The sequence below is a fragment of the Ensifer sp. genome (genome assembly GCF_031989085.1).
In the GTDB taxonomy this organism is placed as follows: domain Bacteria; phylum Pseudomonadota; class Alphaproteobacteria; order Rhizobiales; family Rhizobiaceae; genus Ensifer.
Window position 1 is genome coordinate 1,677,464 of sequence record NZ_DALZXU010000001.1, and the last position, 18,384, is coordinate 1,695,847.

The following is an 18,384-nucleotide window of genomic DNA, read 5'->3' on the forward strand; positions in this document are numbered from 1 at the left end:
AAGAGGGCAGCGTGCCTGTTGAGGGAGCCAACGCGAACAGTCCTTTGCTGGCTGTGAGCAACCTGACGAAATTGTTCGGCTCGTTTGCAGCCTGCAATGACATCAACCTGCAGATAGACGAGGGCGAGATTCACGCCCTTCTCGGCGAAAACGGTGCCGGAAAATCGACGCTGGTGAAGATGCTGTTCGGCGTTCTGGCGCCAACGGCGGGCGAGATCGTCTGGCAGGGACGCAGCGTGCGCATCGCCAGCCCGGCTGCAGCCCGCAAGCTCGGCATCGGCATGGTCTTTCAGCATTTTTCGCTGTTCGAAGCCTTGACCGTCGCCGAGAATATCGCCCTGTCGATGGACAGCAACATCTCGCTCGCAAGGGTCGCCGAAGAGGCCTCGCGGCTGTCGCATGCCTATGGCCTGCCGCTCGACCCGAAGGCGCATGTGGCCGATCTCTCGGTTGGCGAGCGCCAGCGGATCGAGATCGTGCGCGCGCTTCTGCAGAACCCGCGCCTCATCATCCTCGACGAGCCAACCTCGGTGCTGACGCCGCAGGAGGCAGACCGGCTGTTCGAGACGCTGAACAAGCTGAAGGCAGAGGGACGCTCGGTCCTCTACATCAGCCATCGGCTGGAAGAGGTGCAGCGCATCTGTGACCGCGCGACAGTGCTTCGGCATGGAAAGGTCACGGGCGCCTGCGACCCCAGGGCCGAAACGCCGGCGTCTCTTGCGCGCATGATGGTGGGTAGCGATGTGGCCGCGGTCACCGCCGAAGGCACCAGCACCAAGGGCGACGTGCAACTGGAGGCGCGGCATCTGTCCGTTTCCGCGCGCACGCCGTTTGCCGTCTCGCTGAAGAACATCTGTCTCAAGGTGCGTGCAGGCGAAGTGCTGGCGATCGCCGGCGTCGCCGGCAACGGCCAGGGCGAACTTTTCGACGCACTGTCGGGCGAATATCCGGTCGCCGACGACGCCGCGGTCCAGATTCGGCAAAAGCCTGTCGGCAACCGGAACATCAACGCCCGTCGCCTGATGGGCGCCGGTTTCGTTCCGGAAGAGCGCCACGGCCACGCCGCCGTTTCGGCGATGCCCCTGTCGGACAATCTCGTGCTCGCCCGAAGCCGCTCCGATGCCAAGGCCTTCCTCGGCGCCGGCTTCCTCAACGTCATCCGCCGCGACGCAGTGATGACGGCGACGAAACGAATTTCCGAAGCGATGGACGTGCGCAAGAGTGGGGAAGACCCGCCGGCCGGGTCGCTCTCGGGCGGCAATCTGCAAAAATTCATCGTCGGTCGCGAACTGGACAGGCAACCGGCCGTTCTGGTCGTCAACCAGCCGACCTGGGGCGTGGACGCGGGTGCGGCAAGCCGCATCCGGCAGGCGCTTGTCGACCTCGCCAAGGCGGGCTCCGCGGTTCTGGTGATCAGCCAGGATCTGGACGAGATCTTCGAGGTCGCAACCGAGATTGCCGTAATCAGCGAAGGGAAGCTTTCCGATCCCTATCCGGCGCGCGAACTCTCGCGCGAAAAGATCGGCCTGCTGATGGGCGGCATGTACGGCAAGACGGAAGGCACGGGGGCTGTGCATGCGCATTGAACTGGAAAAGCGCGCCAAGGTTTCGGCGTTGTTCTCGATCCTGTCGCCGTTCATCGCCTTCCTGCTGACGATCATTTTCGGCGGCATCATGTTCGCGCTGCTCGGCAAGAACCCGGTCACGGCGCTCTACAGCTTCTTCGTCGAGCCGCTGAGCGAGGTCTGGTCGCTGCACGAACTGGCGATCAAGGCGGCACCGCTCATCCTGATCGCGGTCGGCCTGTCCGTCTGTTTCCGGTCGAACAACTGGAACATCGGCGCGGAAGGTCAATTCATCATGGGTGCGATCGCCGGCTCGATCCTGCCGGTGGTGTTTTACGACTGGCAGTCGCCTTTGGTGCTGCCGCTGATGATGCTGATGGGCATGCTCGGCGGTGCGCTGTTCGCTGCCATTCCCGCCTTTCTCAAGGCGCATATGAACACCAACGAGATCCTGACGAGCCTGATGCTGGTCTATGTTGCCCAGCTGTTTCTCGACTGGCTCGTGCGCGGCCCCTGGCGCAATCCCGGGGGCATGAACTTTCCCGAGACGCGCACATTTGCGGCAGACGCGATCCTGCCGGAGCTGATCGCCTCGGGTCGGACCCACTGGGGTTTTGCCTTCGCCATCATCGCGGCGATCCTCGTCTGGTTCATGATGCGCTACACGCTGAAGGGCTTCGAGATTTCCGTTCTCGGCCAGTCAGAGCGGGCAGGGCGCTTTGCCGGCTTCTCGTCGCGGCGGATGATCTGGTTTTCGATGCTGCTGTCGGGCGCGCTTGCCGGTCTTGCCGGTATTTCCGAAGTCAGCGGCGCGATCCAGCAACTGCGTCCGGTGATCTCGCCCGGCTATGGTTTCACGGCGATCATCGTGGCGTTTCTCGGCCGGCTCAATCCGCTCGGCATCATTGCTGCAGGTCTCGTTCTGGCGCTGACCTATCTCGGCGGCGAAGCGGCGCAGCTGTCGCTCGGCGTGTCGGACAAGGTCACGCGGGTCTTCCAGGGCCTGCTCCTGTTCTTCGTGCTCTCCTGCGACACGCTCATTCATTACCGTATCCGGCTCGTCTGGTACCGGTTCACGTCATCAGATCTGGACGGGAGCCGCTGATGGGTATCGTCGAAGCCATATTGCTGAGCGTCATCACGGCGGCGACACCGCTCGTCCTTGCCGCTCTCGGTGAACTGGTCACGGAACGCTCGGGCGTGCTCAATCTGGGCGTCGAGGGCATGATGGTGATGGGCGCCGTTTGCGCCTTCGTCGCGACGCAGGTGACCGGCTCGCCCTATCTCGGCATTCTGGCAGGCATTGCCTGCGGCGCCGTGTTCTCCCAGCTCTTCGCGTTCCTCACCTTGACGCTCGTCGCCAACCAGGTGGCGACCGGCCTGGCGCTGACGCTGCTTGGCCTTGGCGTTTCCGGCATGCTCGGCGAGAGTTTCCTCGGCATGCAGGGCATCAAGCTGCAGCCGATCGCCATACCGGTGCTCGCCGACATTCCGGTCGTGGGGCCGCTGCTCTTCCGTCAGGACATCATCTTCTATCTGTCGATTGCGCTCGTCGCCGGCGTTCACTGGTTCCTGTTCAGGAGCCGGGCAGGGCTGAAGCTGCGTGCGGTTGGCGACAGCCACGCGTCAGCGCATGCCCTCGGCGTCAACGTCATCAGGACGCGCTATCTCGCCGTGATGTTCGGCGGTGCCTGTGCGGGCCTGGCGGGCGCGCAGCTGTCGCTGGTCTACACGCCGCAATGGGTGGAGAACATGTCGGCCGGGCGTGGCTGGATCGCGCTTGCGCTCGTGGTGTTTTCGTCCTGGCGCCCGTGGCGTCTCGTCGCCGGCGGTTACCTGTTCGGTGCCGTTTCCATCAGCCAGCTTCATGCGCAGGCCTTCGGCATCGGCATTCCCTCGCAGTTCCTTTCGTCGCTTCCCTATCTCGCCACGATCGTCGTTCTCATTCTCATTTCACATAACCGGCGCACGACACTGATCAACACGCCGGCATCGCTCGGTAAGCCGTTTGTGCCGGATCGGTGACATAACAATCCAGACGGACGTTTCTCAAACCGACAGAGGTCAAGAAAATGAAAAAACTACTGCTCGCTCTTGCAAGTACGGCGGCCGTCATCGGCTTTGCCAGTGGCGCTGCCGCCCAGGAAAAGGCGAAGGTCTGCTTCGTCTATGTCGGTTCCAAGACCGATGGCGGCTGGACACAGGCACACGATATCGGCCGTCTCGAGCTGGAAAAGGCGCTCGGTGACAAGATCGAGACTCAGTTCCTCGAAAGCGTTCCGGAAGGTCCGGATGCCGAGCGTGCGATCGAACGCCTGGCCCGTTCCGGCTGCGGCCTGATCTACACGACGTCCTTCGGCTTCATGGATGCGACGATCAAGATCGCCCAGAAGTTCCCGGACGTGAAGTTCGAACATGCGACGGGTTACAAGACTGCGCCGAACGTGGCGACCTATAACAGCCGCTTTTACGAAGGCCGCTACATCCAGGGCGTGATCGCCGCCAAGATGTCCGAGAAGGGCGTTGCAGGTTACATCGCTTCCTTCCCGATCCCGGAAGTGGTGATGGGCATCAACGCCTTTGTCATCGGCGCGCGCTCGGTCAACCCGGACTTCAAGATCAAGGTCGTATGGGCCAACACCTGGTTCGACCCGGGCAAGGAAGCCGACGCCGCCAAGGCTCTCGTCGACCAGGGTGTCGACATCCTGACGCAGCACACCGACACGACGGCGCCGATGCAGGTTGCATCTGAGCGCGGCATCAAGGCCTTTGGCCAGGCCTCGGACATGATTGCCGCCGGCCCGAAGACCCAGCTGACCGCGATCGTCGACACCTGGGGCGCCTACTACATCAAGCGTACCCAGGCTTTCCTCGACGGCAAGTGGGAAACCACGTCGAGCTGGGATGGCCTGAAGGACGGCATCCTGACGATGGCGCCATACACCAACATGCCTGACGATGTGAAGAAGCTGGCCGAGGACGCCGAAGCCAAGATCAAGTCGGGCGAACTGAAGCCGTTCACCGGTCCGCTGAAGAAGCAGGATGGCAGCGAGTGGCTGGCAGCCGGCGCGTCGTCGGATGACGGCACGCTGCTCGGCATGAACTTCTACGTCGAAGGCGTCGACGACCAGCTGCCGAAGTAAGCGCGGCAGAGCAACGAAATAGAATGCAAACCCCGCCGTTGAGGCGGGGTTTGTCTTTGTTGCCATGCGGCAGAGGGGACGCGCGGCAAAAGGTCTACAACCGCAAACTGGTGACGTTTTTCGTGCTGGTGGCGATGCAATCAATGGTCGTGCACCCCGGTCTCAACACTAGTGCAGCACGGCTGTATTTCGTGTAATGCTCTGTGGAATCGGTTGGTCTTCAGACGATCCTTCGCCCAGTTCGTGGGGATTGGGGGATTGGGGAGCAACCGTGTGGTGTGGCGCCGCATCTGGCGCTGGCAGGCAAGGGAGTGCCTGGAGGAGGTGGGTTGAACAGGAGCTTGCTGGAGACTGTCCTTTCCGGGACGCGGAAGCGCACCAGTCATGCGCATGTGGTCGACCAGCTCGGCAAGGCGATCGTATCAGGCGAGTTTCCGGTCGGGTCGATCCTGCCCGGCGATCCGGAGCTGGCAGCGCGCTTCAAGGTGTCGCGCACGGTTCTTCGCGAAGCGATGAAAACGCTTGCCGCCAAGGGGCTCGTCGTTCCGCGCGCGCGCATCGGCACGCGCGTGACGCCCAGAAACGACTGGAACCTCTTCGACAACGATATTCTCACCTGGCATTTCGAATGCGGCGTGGACGAAGTCTTCCTCTACCATTTGAGCGAGGTCCGCCTGGCCTTCGAGCCACATGCGGCAGCACTGGCGGCAAGGAATGCCTCCGACGCCGAAATCAGCCGAATGATGCGGCTCGCCGTCGCCATGGGTGAGGCCGGCCACACGGCTGAAAGCCTTGCCTATGCCGACTTGAAATTCCATCTGTCGATCGCCGAGGCCTCGGGTAATCCATTCATGCGCACCGTCGGCGGGCTGATCGAGGCAGCACTTGTCGGCATCTTCAAGCTGAGTTCTCCGGTCGAGGAGAAGGGCGGCGTCGACGAAGTCGCCCGCAATCACATCCGGATCGTGGAGGAAATTGGCCGCCGCGATGAAGCCGGCGCCCGCGCCGCGATGGAAAACGTCATCAAGATCGGACGCGAACGCGTGCGCGGAGCACTTCGATCGAGCGAACAGTGATGAACGCGCCATCGAAATCTGCTGTCTGATCCCGGAATTTCCTCGCGAATTACGGGTGCGGCGCAATTGGTGACGCGGATTTCGAGACTTGTGCTTGCTCGGATCGCCCGCTGGCCTTATCTGGTGAACGGTCGCTCTCAATTGGGTGACTTTTCGTCAACGGTGACTTGGAGACCATGTCCGAATTTTTTGTCATTTTCGCCCTGCTTTTGATCAACGCATTTTTTGCTCTCTCGGAAATGGCAATCGTCTCGGCAAGCAAGCCATTGCTTCGCCAGATGGCAAAACAGGGAAACCTCCGCGCCGATGCGGCATTGAAGCTGGCGGAGGACCCCGGCAAGTTTCTCTCCACCGTGCAGGTGGGCATCACATTGGTCGGCACGCTCGCCGGCGCCTATGGTGGCGCAACGATCGCTGCAAAATTCGCTCCGTTCTTCGACACCATTGCGTGGATCAACCCCTATGGTCATACCGTGGCCGTGGCGATCGTGGTCACGCTGATCACCTTCCTGTCGGTTGTCATCGGTGAGTTGATCCCCAAGCAGCTGGCGCTGAAGAATTCGGAAGGCTTCGCGATGTTCGTCGCTCGGCCAATGACGCTGCTGTCGCGCATCGTCGCACCGATCGTCTACCTTTTCGAGACATCCGCCGCACTGATGATGCGTCTGCTCGGCATCCGTCCCGATGATCCGGACCATGTCACCGAAGAGGAAGTCCACGCGATCATGGCCGAAGGCGTCGAGAGCGGCGCGATCGAGAAATCGGAGCATGAAATGCTTCGCCGCATCATCCGCCTCGGTGACCGCAACGTGAAGTCGATCATGACGCACCGCACGGAGATGAGCTTCATCGACATCAACGACAGCCTGGAGACCATCGGCGAGAAGATCCGCCAGTATGGCCATTCGCGCTACCCGGTTGTCGACGGCCCGAGCGGCGATGTGCTTGGTGCGGTTCTGGCAAAGGAAATCCTCAACGCGCCGACGTCGGCGCCGTTCGACGTGCGCAAATATGTGCGCGAGATCCACACCCTGCCGGAAACGGCCTCGTGCCTGAAGGCGCTTGATGCCTTCAAGTCGTCGAGCATCAATATGGCGATGATTGTCGACGAGTATGGAAGCACGGAAGGCATCATCACCATCGCCGATATTCTCGAGGCGATCGTCGGCGTCCTGCCGTCGAACTACGACGATCTCGAGCACGCGCTGATCCGCCAGCGCGAGGATGGCACCTATCTCGTCGACGGGCGCACGCCGATTGATGAGATCCATCTGACCATCGGGATCGAAGGCATCGATGCCGACGGAAACTTCGAAACGATCGCGGGCTTTCTGGTCCAGCAGTTGCGCAAGACGCCGGAGGAGGGCGACATTGCGATTGCCCATGGCTACCGTTTCGAGGTGATCGACATGGATTCCCGCCGTATCGACAAGATCCTCGTCAGCCGCTGCGAGAACACCGCCGCCTGATGCTCCAAAGACCACGCGGCGCCCGCCCGGGCGCCGCCCGTCGGCCGCTTGCCCGAGAGGGCATCGGCGAACGAAAACGTCTCACCTTCGATCGGGATGGTGCTGAAAAAGCAAAAGGTCGGGCAATACCCGACCTTTCCTTCAAATCATCACGGCGCCTGCTAGTACATCCGTAGTCATTCGCCTTGAGCGATGATTGAATAACTACCTTACTAAAGGGTTACTGTGTCGGGCATATGACAATGCGCCTGGAAATATTCTTTCCGTCCGCAGGCTAGGCCCGTGATATTACCGGAGCCGAACGATCTGACACGGCGCGCCGGCGGGCGCCTCCAAGGCATTCGGTGCGCGCACGATCAGGCAATCGGACTGCGCAAACACCTTCATCATCGATGAGTCCTGCCGCCCGAACGGGTGGGCGACGAGCGAGCCGTCGGCATTGATCGAGAGGCGAGCGCGCACATAGTCCTGGCGCTTGTCGTTGGCGGGGAGTGGGTCTGCCACCAGAGCCGTGGAGAGGCGCTGCCGATCCGGCAGGCGTGCCAGCTTGCGCACGAGCGGCTCAAGGAACAGAAGCGAGCACACGAGGCTCGAGACCGGATTGCCAGGAAGGCCGAGGACAGCCATGTCGCCAAGCTGTCCGACGATCAGCGGTTTTCCCGGACGCATCGCGATCCGCCAGAAATCGAGTGTCATGCCGCTTGCAAGCAATGTCGATTGCACCAGGTCATGGTCGCCGACCGACGCGCCACCGAGGGTTACGAGCACGTCGGCTTCCGCATGCCTTGCTCGCTCGACGGCGGCCGAAATGACCGCTGCATCGTCCGCGACGATGCCGAGGTCCAGGATATCGGCGCCGTTGTCACGGGCAATGGCTGCGACGCCGAAACTATTCGACGCGATGATCTGATCGGGACCGGGCGTGCTGCCGGGCGTCAGCAGTTCGTCGCCTGTCGCGACGATTGCGACCTTGGGTTTGCGGAAGACCGGAAGGCTGCCATGGTTCATGCCGGCGGCGACGGTCAGGCGGCCCGCATCGAGTACATCGCCGGCGCGCAGAATGATCTCGCCGGCCGCAAAATCCTGTCCCGACAAGCGGATGTGCCGCCCTTTGCCGGGTGAAAAGGTGGTGCGGATGCGGCCGTCGGGGAGCTTTTCGGTGTCTTCCTGGATAATCACCGTGTCGGCGCCCGCGGGAAGCGGGGCGCCGGTAAAGATGCGAACGGCCTGTCCCGGCTCAAGCTTGCCACCAAAGCCATGCCCGGCTGCGGACTGGCCGATGACCTTGAGCTCGGCACCGATGGCGCTGACGTCCGCATGACGAACCGCATAGCCGTCCATCGCGGAATTGTCGAAAGCGGGGTGCGTGACGTTTGCAATGAGATCCTGCGCCAGCACGCGTCCGAGGCCGTCATGCAGGGCCACCTGATCCATTTCCCGCGAAGGTCGGGCGCTGCCGAGGATCCGGTTGAGGGCGTCTTCGACGGAAAGCAGCGACATCGTTGGTCAGTCCCCCTGGCGCTGGTAATCGCCCGAGCGCCCGCCCGATTTGCTGACAAGCTGGATGCCGCCGATTTCCATGTCCCGGTCGGCTGCCTTCGCCATGTCGTAGATGGTCAGGCATGCGATGCTGACGGCCGTCAGCGCTTCCATCTCGACGCCTGTCCTGCCGGTCAGCTTGGCGAGCGCTTCCACGCGCAGGCCCGGCAATGCAGGGTCGGGCGTGATGTCGACCGATACCTTGGTCAGCATCAGTGGGTGACAAAGCGGGATGAGGCTCGATGTCTGCTTGGCGGCCATGATGCCGGCGAGCCGAGCCGTGCCGATGACGTCACCTTTCTTGGCGTCGCCCTCGAGGATCAGCGCAAGCGTTTCCGGGCGCATGCGCACGTGGCCCTCGGCGGTTGCGATGCGGACAGTTTCGGACTTGTCGCCGACGTCCACCATGTTCGCTTCGCCGGTCTTGTCGAGGTGCGTGAGCGTGGCCTTGCCCATCACGCGGCCGCCACAGCGCTTTCGGAACCGGTCAGGAGCGCGCGCGTTGCCGTCTCGACGTCGCTCTTGCGCATCAGGCTCTCGCCAACGAGGAAGGTGGTGATCCCGCATTTTTCCAGGCGCTGGCAATCGGCATGGGTGAAGATGCCGCTCTCGCCGACCAGCAGCCGATCGGACGGAACCATGGATGCCAGCTGTTCGGAAACGGCAAGATCGACGTCGAACGTCCTCAGATTGCGATTGTTGATGCCGACCAGCGGCGACGTCAGCCTGAGGGCGCGCTCCATCTCCTCGGCGTCGTGCACCTCGATGAGCACATCCATGCCGAGCGAGAGGGCGGATTCTTCCAGGCGCCGGGCGTCATCGTCGCTGAGAGAAGCCATGATCAGCAGGATGCAATCCGCGCCCCAGGCGCGGGCTTCGAGCACCTGGTAGGTGTCGAACATGAAGTCCTTGCGCAAGGCCGGCAACGCGCAGGCAGCGCGCGCGGCCTCGAGGAAAGCCGGAGCGCCCTGAAAGCTTGGCCCGTCCGTCAGAACGGAAAGACAGGCAGCGCCCCCAGCCTCGTAGGCGCTTGCAAGCGCCGGCGGGTCGAAATCAGGACGGATCAGGCCCTTCGACGGGCTGGCCTTCTTGATCTCGGCGATGAGGCCGAACCGACCCTGCTGCTGGCGCGCGGCCAGGGCCGCATGAAAGCCGCGCGGAGCGGATTGGTCCGCGATGCGGGCCTTCAGTTCCTCGATCGAGGTCTGCGATTTTGCCGCCGCGATCTCGTCACGCTTGTAGGCTTCGATCTTGCGCAGGATGTCGGTCATGGTCTTTTCCTAATCTCAACCAGCGTTCGAAACGCTGATAAGGCGCTGCAACGCCGACTTGGCGCCACCGCTGGCGAGCGATTGGCGCGCGAGCGCCATGCCTTCGCCGAGGTTGGCGGCCTTGCCGGCAATCATCAGCGATGCGGCCGCATTGGCAAGCGAAATGTCCCTGTAGGCGTTTTCGGCACCGTCGAGCACGGCCTGGAGCGCCACGGCATTGTGGGCGCCGTCGCCGCCCTTCAGGGCATCGAGGGTGACCTGCTGCAGGCCGAAATCGTCAGGCGTCAGGGTGAAGGTGCTGATCTTGCCGTTGTCGAGGGCTGCAACCTGCGTCGTGCCGGTCGTGGTAATCTCGTCGAGGCCTTCGCCGTGCACGACCCAGACATTCTGCGAACCGAGATCGCGCAGCACTTGGGCCAGCGGCTCGACCCATTGCGGCGCATAGACGCCGACGAGCTGACGCTTGACGCCGGCGGGATTCGAGAGAGGTCCAAGCAGGTTGAAGATCGTGCGGGTGCCGAGTTCGACGCGCGTCGGTCCGACATGGCGCATGGCCGAGTGATGCTGCTGGGCGAACATGAAGCCGACACCGGCCTCGCTGATGCAGCGAGAGATCGCTTCAGGGCCGATATCGAGCTTGACGCCGAGGCAGGACAGCGCGTCCGCCGTGCCGGATTTCGAGCTGAGCGCCCGATTGCCATGCTTGGCGACCGGCACTCCGGCGCCGGCAACGATGAGCGAGGCGAGCGTCGAAATGTTGTAGGTGCCGGCGCCGTCGCCGCCGGTTCCAACGATGTCGACCGCATCGGCGGGTGCGTCGACGGGCAGCATGCGGGCGCGCATCGCGGCGACTGCGCCGACAATCTCGTCGACGGTTTCTCCGCGTACCCGCAGCGCCATCAGGAAGCCGCCGATCTGCGACGGCGTTGCCGCACCCGACATGATGATCTCGAAAGCCGCTCGCGCGTCCTCGCGGTTGAGTGCCTCGCCGGCGGCGACTTTGGCGACAAACGGTTTCAGATCACTCATCGGTTATTTTTTCCTTGCCGCTTATCTCGTTGCCAAAGCCGTTTCGGCAAGGGTCTGGTTGATCGACACGCCGTAGGCCGACTGCAGCGTCGAAACCATCTGCTCGAGAATGTCGTCGCCGCTGGCGCGTGCCATCGCCTGGATCTGGCGGCTGTCGTCTTCGAGCGCGTCGGTCGGGCCGTTGTTCTCGATCGCGGTCACCCGCAGCAGGACCTGACCGTCGCCGCCGATGCCGGCCGCGTTGGTCACGAGGCCATCTGGGCCGTTGAACGCGGCAACGACAGCAGCTGGGCTCAGTGCAGCGTCCGACGTCGAACGCGTCAGTCCTGCCTTCGTCTCGACGGCAAGTCCAAGCTCGGTTGCGATATCGGCGAGCGTCGCGCCCTTTTCGATCCGCTGCTTCAGCTCGGCGGCCTTCGCCGCAAGGGCGGTCCGCTGTTGTTCCGCGGTCCAGTCCGCCGCCACTTCGTCTCGCGCTTCATCCAGCGTGCGGTCACGTGACGGAACCACCTCGTCGAGGTCGAACCAGACATAGCCGTCACGGCCGATGTTGACCGGCAGCGTCTCGTCGCCCATCTGGGTCTTGAACACCTCCTGCAGAAGCGCATTCGGCTCGGGCAGGCCGGCAACGTCATCGCCGTTCATGTCCTTGCCGGTCGCGTCGATCCCGTCGACGCTTGCCACCTTCAGCTTCAGTGTCTCTGCGATGTCCTTCAGCGAGGCTCCCGAAGCGCGTTCGTCCTCGATCTTGTCGTGAAGACCGATGATTTCGTTCTGCGCGTTGGAAAGGGCAATCTCCTTGCGCAGTTCTTCCTTGACGTCGTCGAAGCTGCGAACTGTTTCCGGGCGAATGTTCGTTGCGCGCAGGATCACCGGTCCGAAGGAGCCGTCGACGACGGGCGACGTGCCGCCATTGGCGGCAATCGCGAAGGCAGCATCGCCGAGCTTGGCGTCGGGAACGTTGGCAGGCGTGAAGTCACCGAGCAGGACGTCGGCCGGTGTCTTGCCTTCGGCCTTGACGAGGTCGTCAAACGACGTGCCGGCTGCCAGCTTTGCTGCCGCTGCGTCGGCTGCCTCACGCGACGTGAAGGCGAGCTGCTCGATCGTGCGTATCGCTTCGGTGCGGAAATGGTCCTTGCGGCGATCGTAGTCGGCGCGAACGTCCTGATCGACCACGGTCGACGGGTCGGCGAGATCTTCGGGTGCCAGCTTCAGATAGGTGATCTTGCGGTATTCCGGAGCGCGATAGTTTGCCTTGCGGCTGTCGTACCAGGGCGCAAGAACGTCGTCGCCGGGCGCCTTTGCCGGGTCGATATTGGCGTTCGACAGCAGGATGTAGTCGATCGTGCGCTTCTCATGGCGATAGGCACCGATCGCGTCGGTGAGGACCTTCGGCGCGACGTAGCCGTCGGAAAGGGCGTCAACGATCTGCGAGCGAACGGCGACCTGGCTGCGGTTGTTGATGTAGTCCTGCTCGCGAAGGCCGGAGTTGCGCAGCACGCTCGAGAAGGTCAGGCGGTCGAACTGGCCGTTGACGCTGTGGAAGGCCGGGTCTTCGGCGATGAGCTTGGCCAGCCGGTCTTCGGAAAGGCCAAGGTTCATGTCGCCGGCCAGTTGATCGAGCGCGGCACCTGCGACGAGCTGCGAATAGACCTGCTGCTCGATGCCGAAAGCCTTTGCCTGCTGTAGCGTCAGGCGGGTGCCGAGCTGCCGGGAAACAAGCGCCACCTGGCGTTCATAGGCGAGCCGGAAGTCCGGAGCCTTGACCTTGACGTCCCCGACGACGATCACGGCATCCGACTGGTTGGCGATCATCGATGTCGAAGCGCCCCACACCATGAAAGACAGCACGAGAATGACGAGCAGGCCTTTGACGACCCAGGTCTGGGCGGCTTTTCTCAGGAATTCGAGCATGGGGGCAGAAACCTCTTTGCAGTGCGGTGGCTGTTGGCCAAACGAGTTCGTTCCTTAGAACAAACGAAACAGGAAATGAAGGGCGCAATGCCGCAAATTGCGCTCCGCCCGAAGATCGCCTTTAGATCGCGCAGTTCGCAAAGGCTCCGGAACGTCGGTTGTCGTCGTCCAGGCGATATCCCACAGCGCCGATCCCGCCAAACGGTAAGGCGCTGGCGGCAAAATTCATGTCGGATTTGTTAGCCGGCAACAGAAATTTGCGTGTCAGAGTGACTATTTCGGGCCTTCCGGATTGAGATCGAAATCGGTTCGGACCTATGCTTCCGTCTGTAGGGCGGGGTGATTCATATGGGCCCCGTGGGAAGAGATGCCATGCAATCGACAATCGTGATGCTCAACCTGTTCGGAGCCGTGGCGTTACTGCTGTTCGGCCTGTCTCTGGTCAAGGAGGGGGTGACCCGCGCCTTCGGGGCGAAGTTGCGGACGGGCCTTGCCCAGGGGACGAGCGGTCCGACGCGATCGTTCGTGACCGGGCTCGTCGCGACGATTGCCCTGCAGAGCTCGACTGCAACGGCACTGATGACCGCGTCCTTCGTCGAAAAAGGGCTCATTCGCGCGCGCATGGCGCAGATTGTCCTGCTTGGAGCCAATGTCGGCACGGCGGTCACCGCCTGGATCGTCGCCACCGGCATCGAATGGTTGTCGCCGATGATCATCCTGGTCGGTGTCGTGTTGCACCGCGTCAGCCGGTCGAACGCCCGCCAGGGACTTGGCGCGGCCTTTGTCGGGATCGGCCTGATGCTGTTGTCGCTGCATCTACTGGGGGCCGCGACCGAACCGATGCGCGAATCCCAGGCGCTTGCGGCGTTTCTCGGCATGCTCGACAGTGCCTGGCCGGTGGCCCTGATCATATCGGCAGGCCTTGCCTTCGCGTCGTCTTCAAGCCTTGCCGTGGTCATGCTGGTGCTTTCGCTGTCAGCGGCCGGCATTCTTTCCGTCGGGCTGACGGTGGCGCTGGTGCTCGGCGCCAATCTTGGCGGAGCGATCCCGCCGGTCATGGCGACGCTATCTTCGGCGCCGCCTGCGCGTCGTGTCACGCTCGGCAATCTCGTGGTTCGTGCCATCGGTTGTCTCATCGCGCTGCCGCTGACCGGCATCAGCGTCGAACTCCTCCAAAGCCTGCCCTTGCCGAAGCAGAACCTGCCGGTCGACATCCATCTGGCGTTCAATCTTGCTGTGGCGGTCCTCGCCTGGCCGTTCGCCGGGCTCTTGTCGCGGCTGATGACCCGCTTCATCCCCGACAGCGAAACGGACGAGACAGGCCCGCGCTATCTCGACGAGAATGTTCTGCACACGCCGGTCATGGCACTTTCGGGCGCGACACGGGAGGTGTTGCGCGTCGGCGATCTGATCGAAATGATGCTGATCCGCGCCCAGACCGCGTTCAACAACAATGAACTCTCTGAGATCCGCGATGTCGGCAAGTTCGAGAAGCAGGTTGACCTGTTGCAGCAGGAAGTGAAGATCTTCCTGTCTCGCCTTGGCCGCGACGGGCTGAGCCCTGAGGATGGTCGCCGTTCTATCGTGATCATCGACTACGCCATCAATCTCGAGCACATGGGCGACATCATCGAGAAGGGGCTGTGCGAGCAGATCACCAAGAAGGTCAACAACGGGCTCAAGTTCTCAGAGGACGGCTACCAGGAGCTCAAGAGCCTTTTCAACCTTACGATCGACAACCTGCGCGTCGCCCAGACGATCTTCGTGACCCGCAACGCCGATCTCGCCCGGCAGTTGATCGAGGTGAAGGTCAATGTGCGCCATATGGAAAAGCGGTCGGCCGAGCGGCATATCGAGCGATTGCGCGACGGCCGACTGGAGAGCCTGCAGACCAGTTCGCTGCATCTCGATATGCTGCGCGACCTGAAGCGGATCAACGCCCATATCGCATCCGTCGCCTATCCGATCCTCGAGGAGAACGGGCTCCTGACCGAAAGCAGATTGCGGCCGCCGGCCTGATCGTCAAGATCCGGTAGCCGCTTCCCCCGCGCGCAGTCCGCTGCGCACGAATGCATCGTAGCATCGCGTCAGCTTGATGCGCGAGTGGCTGGTTTCGAGGCTTGGCAGGTAGAGTGCCAGAAGCGCCCTGTTGACGTTGGTCGTCGGGCAGGTTGGTACGAGGGCTATGTCGACGGCGGTGACGGCCGCGCGCACGTCTTCATCCGGTGGCGGGATCGCGCGGAACGGATCCGCGCCGATGGCAACATGCTTGGGTGCGTGACGGTCCATGAGCCAGGGAAACGGATTGGCAAAATCGATGTTGAAGATCGTGTCGAAGCGAATGCCATTGGACTGTTCATAGGCGCGCAGCGCATCGATGGCTTCGTCGATATTGGTGAGCCAGCCGGTTTGAAAGTCGAAATCGCTGTAAAGCAGGAACGACGGCAATTCGCCGGCCCTCGCCAATGCCTCGAAAGCTCCAGGCTCGGATATGTAGATATCGCGCATCCGCTCGGCCCGAAGGGCGAGGATCGGGCGGACGTTGACGGCCCCCATGGTTTTCAGGTTTCGGCTTTCGATCGTGATGTTGTTGGCAGCACCGATCCAGGCGCGCGCGCTTTTTTGCGCGATGACTGTCATCGGCGGCAGTGCGGCGGCACTCGCCAGCAGCGAAATCGTTATGGTGCGCGTCCAGGAGCCGCCGTGAGCGATACAATCAAGTGTGATCTTGAGCAGCAATGGATAGAGGAAGATGAAGGCCTGGCTGCCGGTATTCTGGCTTTCGAACAGGATGCCGGCGACCACGAACGCGCCGAGCCAGACGAAATTCTGGTCGAAGACCTTGCCGATCGCGGCGAACGAGCGCTGGCGATAGGCGTTGCGCAGTGACGCGGAAAGTCCCGACAAGCCTGTAAGGAGCAGGATGAGGCAGAGCAGCCCCGCCGGCAGCAGCAGCCCGGCATTGAGCGATGCGGCCTGCAGAAGGCGCGTCAGCAGGATCCCGTCATTGACGTCGAGCAGAGCCAGAATGTCGCCGATATAGGCCGACACTGCGCCAAGCGACAACTCGACCAGGGCGAGCGCCCCAAAAAACACCAAGGCCGCCGCTGCCGCGTCGCGCAGCCGCATACGTCCCGCGACAAAGGCCGTCAGGCACAGGATCAGGCCGGCGACAGTTCCGGTGACCTTGACGAAGAAAAGCGCGGTCATGGCTCCGGCGACGACCGTGACGAGAATGCGCGGGTTGCGCACATAGATCAGCGCGGCCGCCAGGACATAGAGCAACTGGCAGACCTGCCGATTGTAGATGCCAAACCCATCCGAACCCGGATAAGGATAGAAGTCGCCGGTGTTGAACGGAAGAATGGAATAGAGAAGGAACGGCAGCAGGACAGCATAGGCAAGTGTCCGGGAGCGTTTCTGCATGTCGAGCGTCACCAGGCCGATCAAGGGACCGGTGACGATGAGAAGGCTCCAGCTGGCCAGCAGCAGGGGGTGGCCATTCGGAAAGACCGCTTGCAGGGCCGCAAACAGATAGTAACCGAGCGCGCCGACAGGCGCGAAAAAGTCGACCGATGGGATCTGTCCATCCTGAAGCCGGTTGGCGGCGTCGAGATAGAGGTAATGATCCCAGAACATCGGGCCGATCGGCTGTGGGATGGTAAAGGTCAGAAGCAATGCGAGGAGAACGAGCGCCGCAAGCAGGACCGCGATCGGCGAGCGGATGGCCGAGTAAACGCTGTCTTCTGACTTCGCCGATGCGTCGAGATCGGTGCGGGCATGCATTCTGGTCCCTCCCAAGGGAGCGGTGCACGCGCATGGGTTGTCGAGGCAGGCTCCGTCTCTCCTTATGGCATCATCCGGTTGTAACCGGGTTAACGTGACGTGATTGTATGGATTATGCTTCCCGCAATATGTTGCTGGTAGCAAAGTGCCGAATCGGGCAGCGCCGGTCGCTGCCCCCAAGAAAAAGACCAAGGAGATCATTGGATGGAACGGAGTTGCCTGGCGATTGTACTGGCCGCGGGTGAAAGCACGCGGATGAAGTCATCGATGTCGAAGGTGCTGCATCCCGTGGCCGGAAGGCCGATGATCGCCCATGTCGTCGACGCGCTTTCGAGCGCTGCCATATCCGATGTTGCGCTCGTGGTCGGGCGTGACGCGGAAGCCGTATCCGCTGCAGCAGGCGTTGCCGGGGTGTCGATTGGCTCGTTTCTGCAGAAGGAGCGCCTGGGCACGGGCCATGCGGTTCTTGCGGCGCGTGAGGCGATCGCGAAGGGGTTTGACGACATCCTGGTCGTATTCGGCGACACGCCGCTGATCACGCCCGAGCCGCTGAAGGCGGCACGCGATGGACTTGCGGCCGGCAACGACGTGGTCGTCATTGGCTTTCAGACGGCCGACCCGTCGGGCTATGGCCGGCTGATCGTCGAGGACGGCGCGCTGCTGGCGATCCGCGAGCACAAGGATGCGACCGAGGAAGAGCGCCGGATCACCTATTGCAATGGTGGCCTGATGGCGATCGACGGCCGCAAGGCGCTCGATCTGCTCGACCGCATCGGCAATGATAACGTCAAGGGCGAATATTACCTGACTGACCTGGTCGAGATCGTGCGGACGCTCAGTGGCCGCGCCATCGCGGTCGAAGCGCCTGAAGAAGAGCTGACCGGCTGCAACACCCGCGCTGAGCTCGCCTATATCGAGCGGCTCTGGCAGCAGCGCCGCCGGCATGCGCTCATGCTGTCAGGCGTGTCGATGATCGCGCCGGAGACCGTCTTTCTCGCCTGGGACACGGAATTGCAGCAGGACGTTCTCGTCGAGCCGAATGTGGTCTTCGGCCCGGGTGTGCGCGTCGAGAGCGGTGCAATCATCCATGCGTTCTCGCATCTGGAAGGCGCCACGGTGCGCGCTGGCGCAACGGTCGGCCCCTATGCGCGCCTGCGGCCCGGTGCCGATCTCGGGGAAAAGTCCAAGGTCGGCAATTTCTGCGAGGTGAAGAAGGCGGAAATCGGCGCCGGCGCCAAGGTCAACCACCTGACCTATATCGGCGACGCTTTCGTCGGCGCCGGGTCCAACATCGGTGCCGGCACGATCACCTGCAACTATGACGGCGTGAACAAGCATGAAACGCGCATCGGTGAGAATGCCTTCGTTGGCTCGAATTCCTCGCTGGTGGCGCCGGTTACGATCGGCGACGGCGCGCTGGTGGCGTCGGGCAGCGTCATCACCGAGGATGTGCCGGCCGACGCGGTCGCCTTCGGCCGCGCGCGCCAGGAAATCAAGCCGGGCAGGGCACGGGTTCTGCGTGAGCGTTACGAGGCGGTAAAGGCGGCGAAAAAGGCTGCCAAGACAGCCGGATAGCGTCCGCGTTAAACACT

The 18,384-nt window shown here is 62.6% G+C and carries 14 protein-coding genes; 8 read left to right on the forward strand and 6 right to left on the reverse strand.

Annotated elements, in window-relative coordinates; all coding sequences use genetic code 11:
- The first annotated feature begins 11 nt into the window (after nucleotides 1-11).
- The 6 genes from RTP54_RS08185 to RTP54_RS08210 all read left to right on the forward strand — a co-directional run bounded on the left by RTP54_RS08185 (nucleotide 12) and on the right by RTP54_RS08210 (nucleotide 7,253).
- On the forward strand, nucleotides 12-1,586 hold the full coding sequence (locus RTP54_RS08185) for an ABC transporter ATP-binding protein (RefSeq protein WP_312361914.1): 1,575 nt from the start codon (nucleotides 12-14) through the stop codon (nucleotides 1,584-1,586).
- Nucleotides 1,576-2,670 carry an ABC transporter permease gene (locus tag RTP54_RS08190; protein WP_112816644.1) on the forward strand — a complete coding sequence of 365 codons (1,095 nt, stop codon included), beginning with the start codon at nucleotides 1,576-1,578 and terminating at the stop codon, nucleotides 2,668-2,670. Before RTP54_RS08185 ends, RTP54_RS08190 begins: the two co-directional genes overlap by 11 nt.
- Entirely contained in the window at nucleotides 2,670-3,590 is a 921-nt protein-coding gene (locus RTP54_RS08195; RefSeq protein WP_112805233.1) for an ABC transporter permease, read from the forward strand. The genes RTP54_RS08190 and RTP54_RS08195 overlap by 1 nt, the downstream gene beginning before the upstream one ends.
- A 47-nt stretch (nucleotides 3,591-3,637) precedes the next feature.
- Nucleotides 3,638-4,708, forward strand: coding sequence for a BMP family ABC transporter substrate-binding protein (locus RTP54_RS08200; protein WP_112816643.1), 1,071 nt, complete (start codon nucleotides 3,638-3,640; stop codon nucleotides 4,706-4,708).
- Between the two features lie 329 nt (nucleotides 4,709-5,037).
- The gene (locus RTP54_RS08205; RefSeq protein WP_112805229.1) at nucleotides 5,038-5,784 is read left to right on the forward strand and encodes a FadR/GntR family transcriptional regulator; all 747 of its coding nucleotides are present in this window, start codon (nucleotides 5,038-5,040) and stop codon (nucleotides 5,782-5,784) included.
- A 176-nt stretch (nucleotides 5,785-5,960) separates the two neighbouring features.
- Complete coding sequence (locus tag RTP54_RS08210; protein WP_312361919.1) at nucleotides 5,961-7,253, forward strand: hemolysin family protein; 1,293 nt, start codon at nucleotides 5,961-5,963, stop codon at nucleotides 7,251-7,253.
- A 288-nt stretch (nucleotides 7,254-7,541) separates the two neighbouring features.
- On the opposite strand, the gene glp is transcribed toward RTP54_RS08210, so the two are convergent.
- Genes glp through RTP54_RS08235 form a run of 5 tightly spaced genes read right to left on the reverse strand, consistent with a single transcriptional unit; the run spans nucleotide 7,542 to nucleotide 13,006 of the window.
- Nucleotides 7,542-8,753, reverse strand: a complete 1,212-nt coding sequence (gene glp / locus RTP54_RS08215; protein ID WP_312361920.1) for a gephyrin-like molybdotransferase Glp — start codon at nucleotides 8,751-8,753, stop codon at nucleotides 7,542-7,544.
- 6 nt (nucleotides 8,754-8,759) lie between these two features.
- Complete coding sequence (gene moaC / locus RTP54_RS08220; RefSeq protein ID WP_312361921.1) at nucleotides 8,760-9,248, reverse strand: cyclic pyranopterin monophosphate synthase MoaC; 489 nt, start codon at nucleotides 9,246-9,248, stop codon at nucleotides 8,760-8,762.
- A complete protein-coding gene (trpC, locus tag RTP54_RS08225; protein WP_112805221.1) occupies nucleotides 9,248-10,063 on the reverse strand; it encodes an indole-3-glycerol phosphate synthase TrpC in 816 nt (271 codons plus the stop codon). Before trpC ends, moaC begins: the two co-directional genes overlap by 1 nt.
- Nucleotides 10,064-10,078: 15 nt before the next feature.
- The gene (gene trpD, locus RTP54_RS08230; protein WP_112816639.1) at nucleotides 10,079-11,092 is read right to left on the reverse strand and encodes an anthranilate phosphoribosyltransferase; all 1,014 of its coding nucleotides are present in this window, start codon (nucleotides 11,090-11,092) and stop codon (nucleotides 10,079-10,081) included.
- Nucleotides 11,093-11,113: 21 nt separating this feature from the next.
- Nucleotides 11,114-13,006 carry a SurA N-terminal domain-containing protein gene (locus RTP54_RS08235; protein WP_312361922.1) on the reverse strand — a complete coding sequence of 631 codons (1,893 nt, stop codon included), beginning with the start codon at nucleotides 13,004-13,006 and terminating at the stop codon, nucleotides 11,114-11,116.
- Nucleotides 13,007-13,378: 372 nt separating this feature from the next.
- Between RTP54_RS08235 and RTP54_RS08240 the strand changes: the two genes are divergently transcribed.
- Nucleotides 13,379-15,025, forward strand: a complete 1,647-nt coding sequence (locus RTP54_RS08240) for a Na/Pi cotransporter family protein (protein ID WP_312361923.1) — start codon at nucleotides 13,379-13,381, stop codon at nucleotides 15,023-15,025.
- Nucleotides 15,026-15,028: 3 nt separating this feature from the next.
- Here the strand turns inward: RTP54_RS08240 and RTP54_RS08245 are convergent, their stop codons facing one another.
- Nucleotides 15,029-16,792, reverse strand: a complete 1,764-nt coding sequence (locus tag RTP54_RS08245) for a hypothetical protein (protein ID WP_312361924.1) — start codon at nucleotides 16,790-16,792, stop codon at nucleotides 15,029-15,031.
- Nucleotides 16,793-16,996: 204 nt separating this feature from the next.
- Here RTP54_RS08245 and glmU point away from each other — a divergent pair, with 204 nt between their 5' ends.
- Entirely contained in the window at nucleotides 16,997-18,367 is a 1,371-nt protein-coding gene (gene glmU / locus RTP54_RS08250; RefSeq protein ID WP_312361926.1) for a bifunctional UDP-N-acetylglucosamine diphosphorylase/glucosamine-1-phosphate N-acetyltransferase GlmU, read from the forward strand.
- Nucleotides 18,368-18,384 lie beyond the last annotated feature (17 nt).

Coding starts and splice junctions, on each gene's coding strand:
- RTP54_RS08190 (WP_112816644.1), top strand. CDS start 1,576: ATGCGCATTGAACTGGAAAAGCGCGCCAAGGTTTCGGCGTTGTTCTCG.
- RTP54_RS08195 (WP_112805233.1), top strand. CDS start 2,670: ATGGGTATCGTCGAAGCCATATTGCTGAGCGTCATCACGGCGGCGACA.
- RTP54_RS08200 (WP_112816643.1), top strand. CDS start 3,638: ATGAAAAAACTACTGCTCGCTCTTGCAAGTACGGCGGCCGTCATCGGC.
- RTP54_RS08210 (WP_312361919.1), top strand. CDS start 5,961: ATGTCCGAATTTTTTGTCATTTTCGCCCTGCTTTTGATCAACGCATTT.
- glp (WP_312361920.1), bottom strand. CDS start 8,753: ATGTCGCTGCTTTCCGTCGAAGACGCCCTCAACCGGATCCTCGGCAGC.
- moaC (WP_312361921.1), bottom strand. CDS start 9,248: ATGGGCAAGGCCACGCTCACGCACCTCGACAAGACCGGCGAAGCGAAC.
- trpC (WP_112805221.1), bottom strand. CDS start 10,063: ATGACCGACATCCTGCGCAAGATCGAAGCCTACAAGCGTGACGAGATC.
- trpD (WP_112816639.1), bottom strand. CDS start 11,092: ATGAGTGATCTGAAACCGTTTGTCGCCAAAGTCGCCGCCGGCGAGGCA.
- RTP54_RS08235 (WP_312361922.1), bottom strand. CDS start 13,006: ATGCTCGAATTCCTGAGAAAAGCCGCCCAGACCTGGGTCGTCAAAGGC.
- RTP54_RS08240 (WP_312361923.1), top strand. CDS start 13,379: ATGCAATCGACAATCGTGATGCTCAACCTGTTCGGAGCCGTGGCGTTA.
- RTP54_RS08245 (WP_312361924.1), bottom strand. CDS start 16,792: ATGCATGCCCGCACCGATCTCGACGCATCGGCGAAGTCAGAAGACAGC.
- glmU (WP_312361926.1), top strand. CDS start 16,997: ATGGAACGGAGTTGCCTGGCGATTGTACTGGCCGCGGGTGAAAGCACG.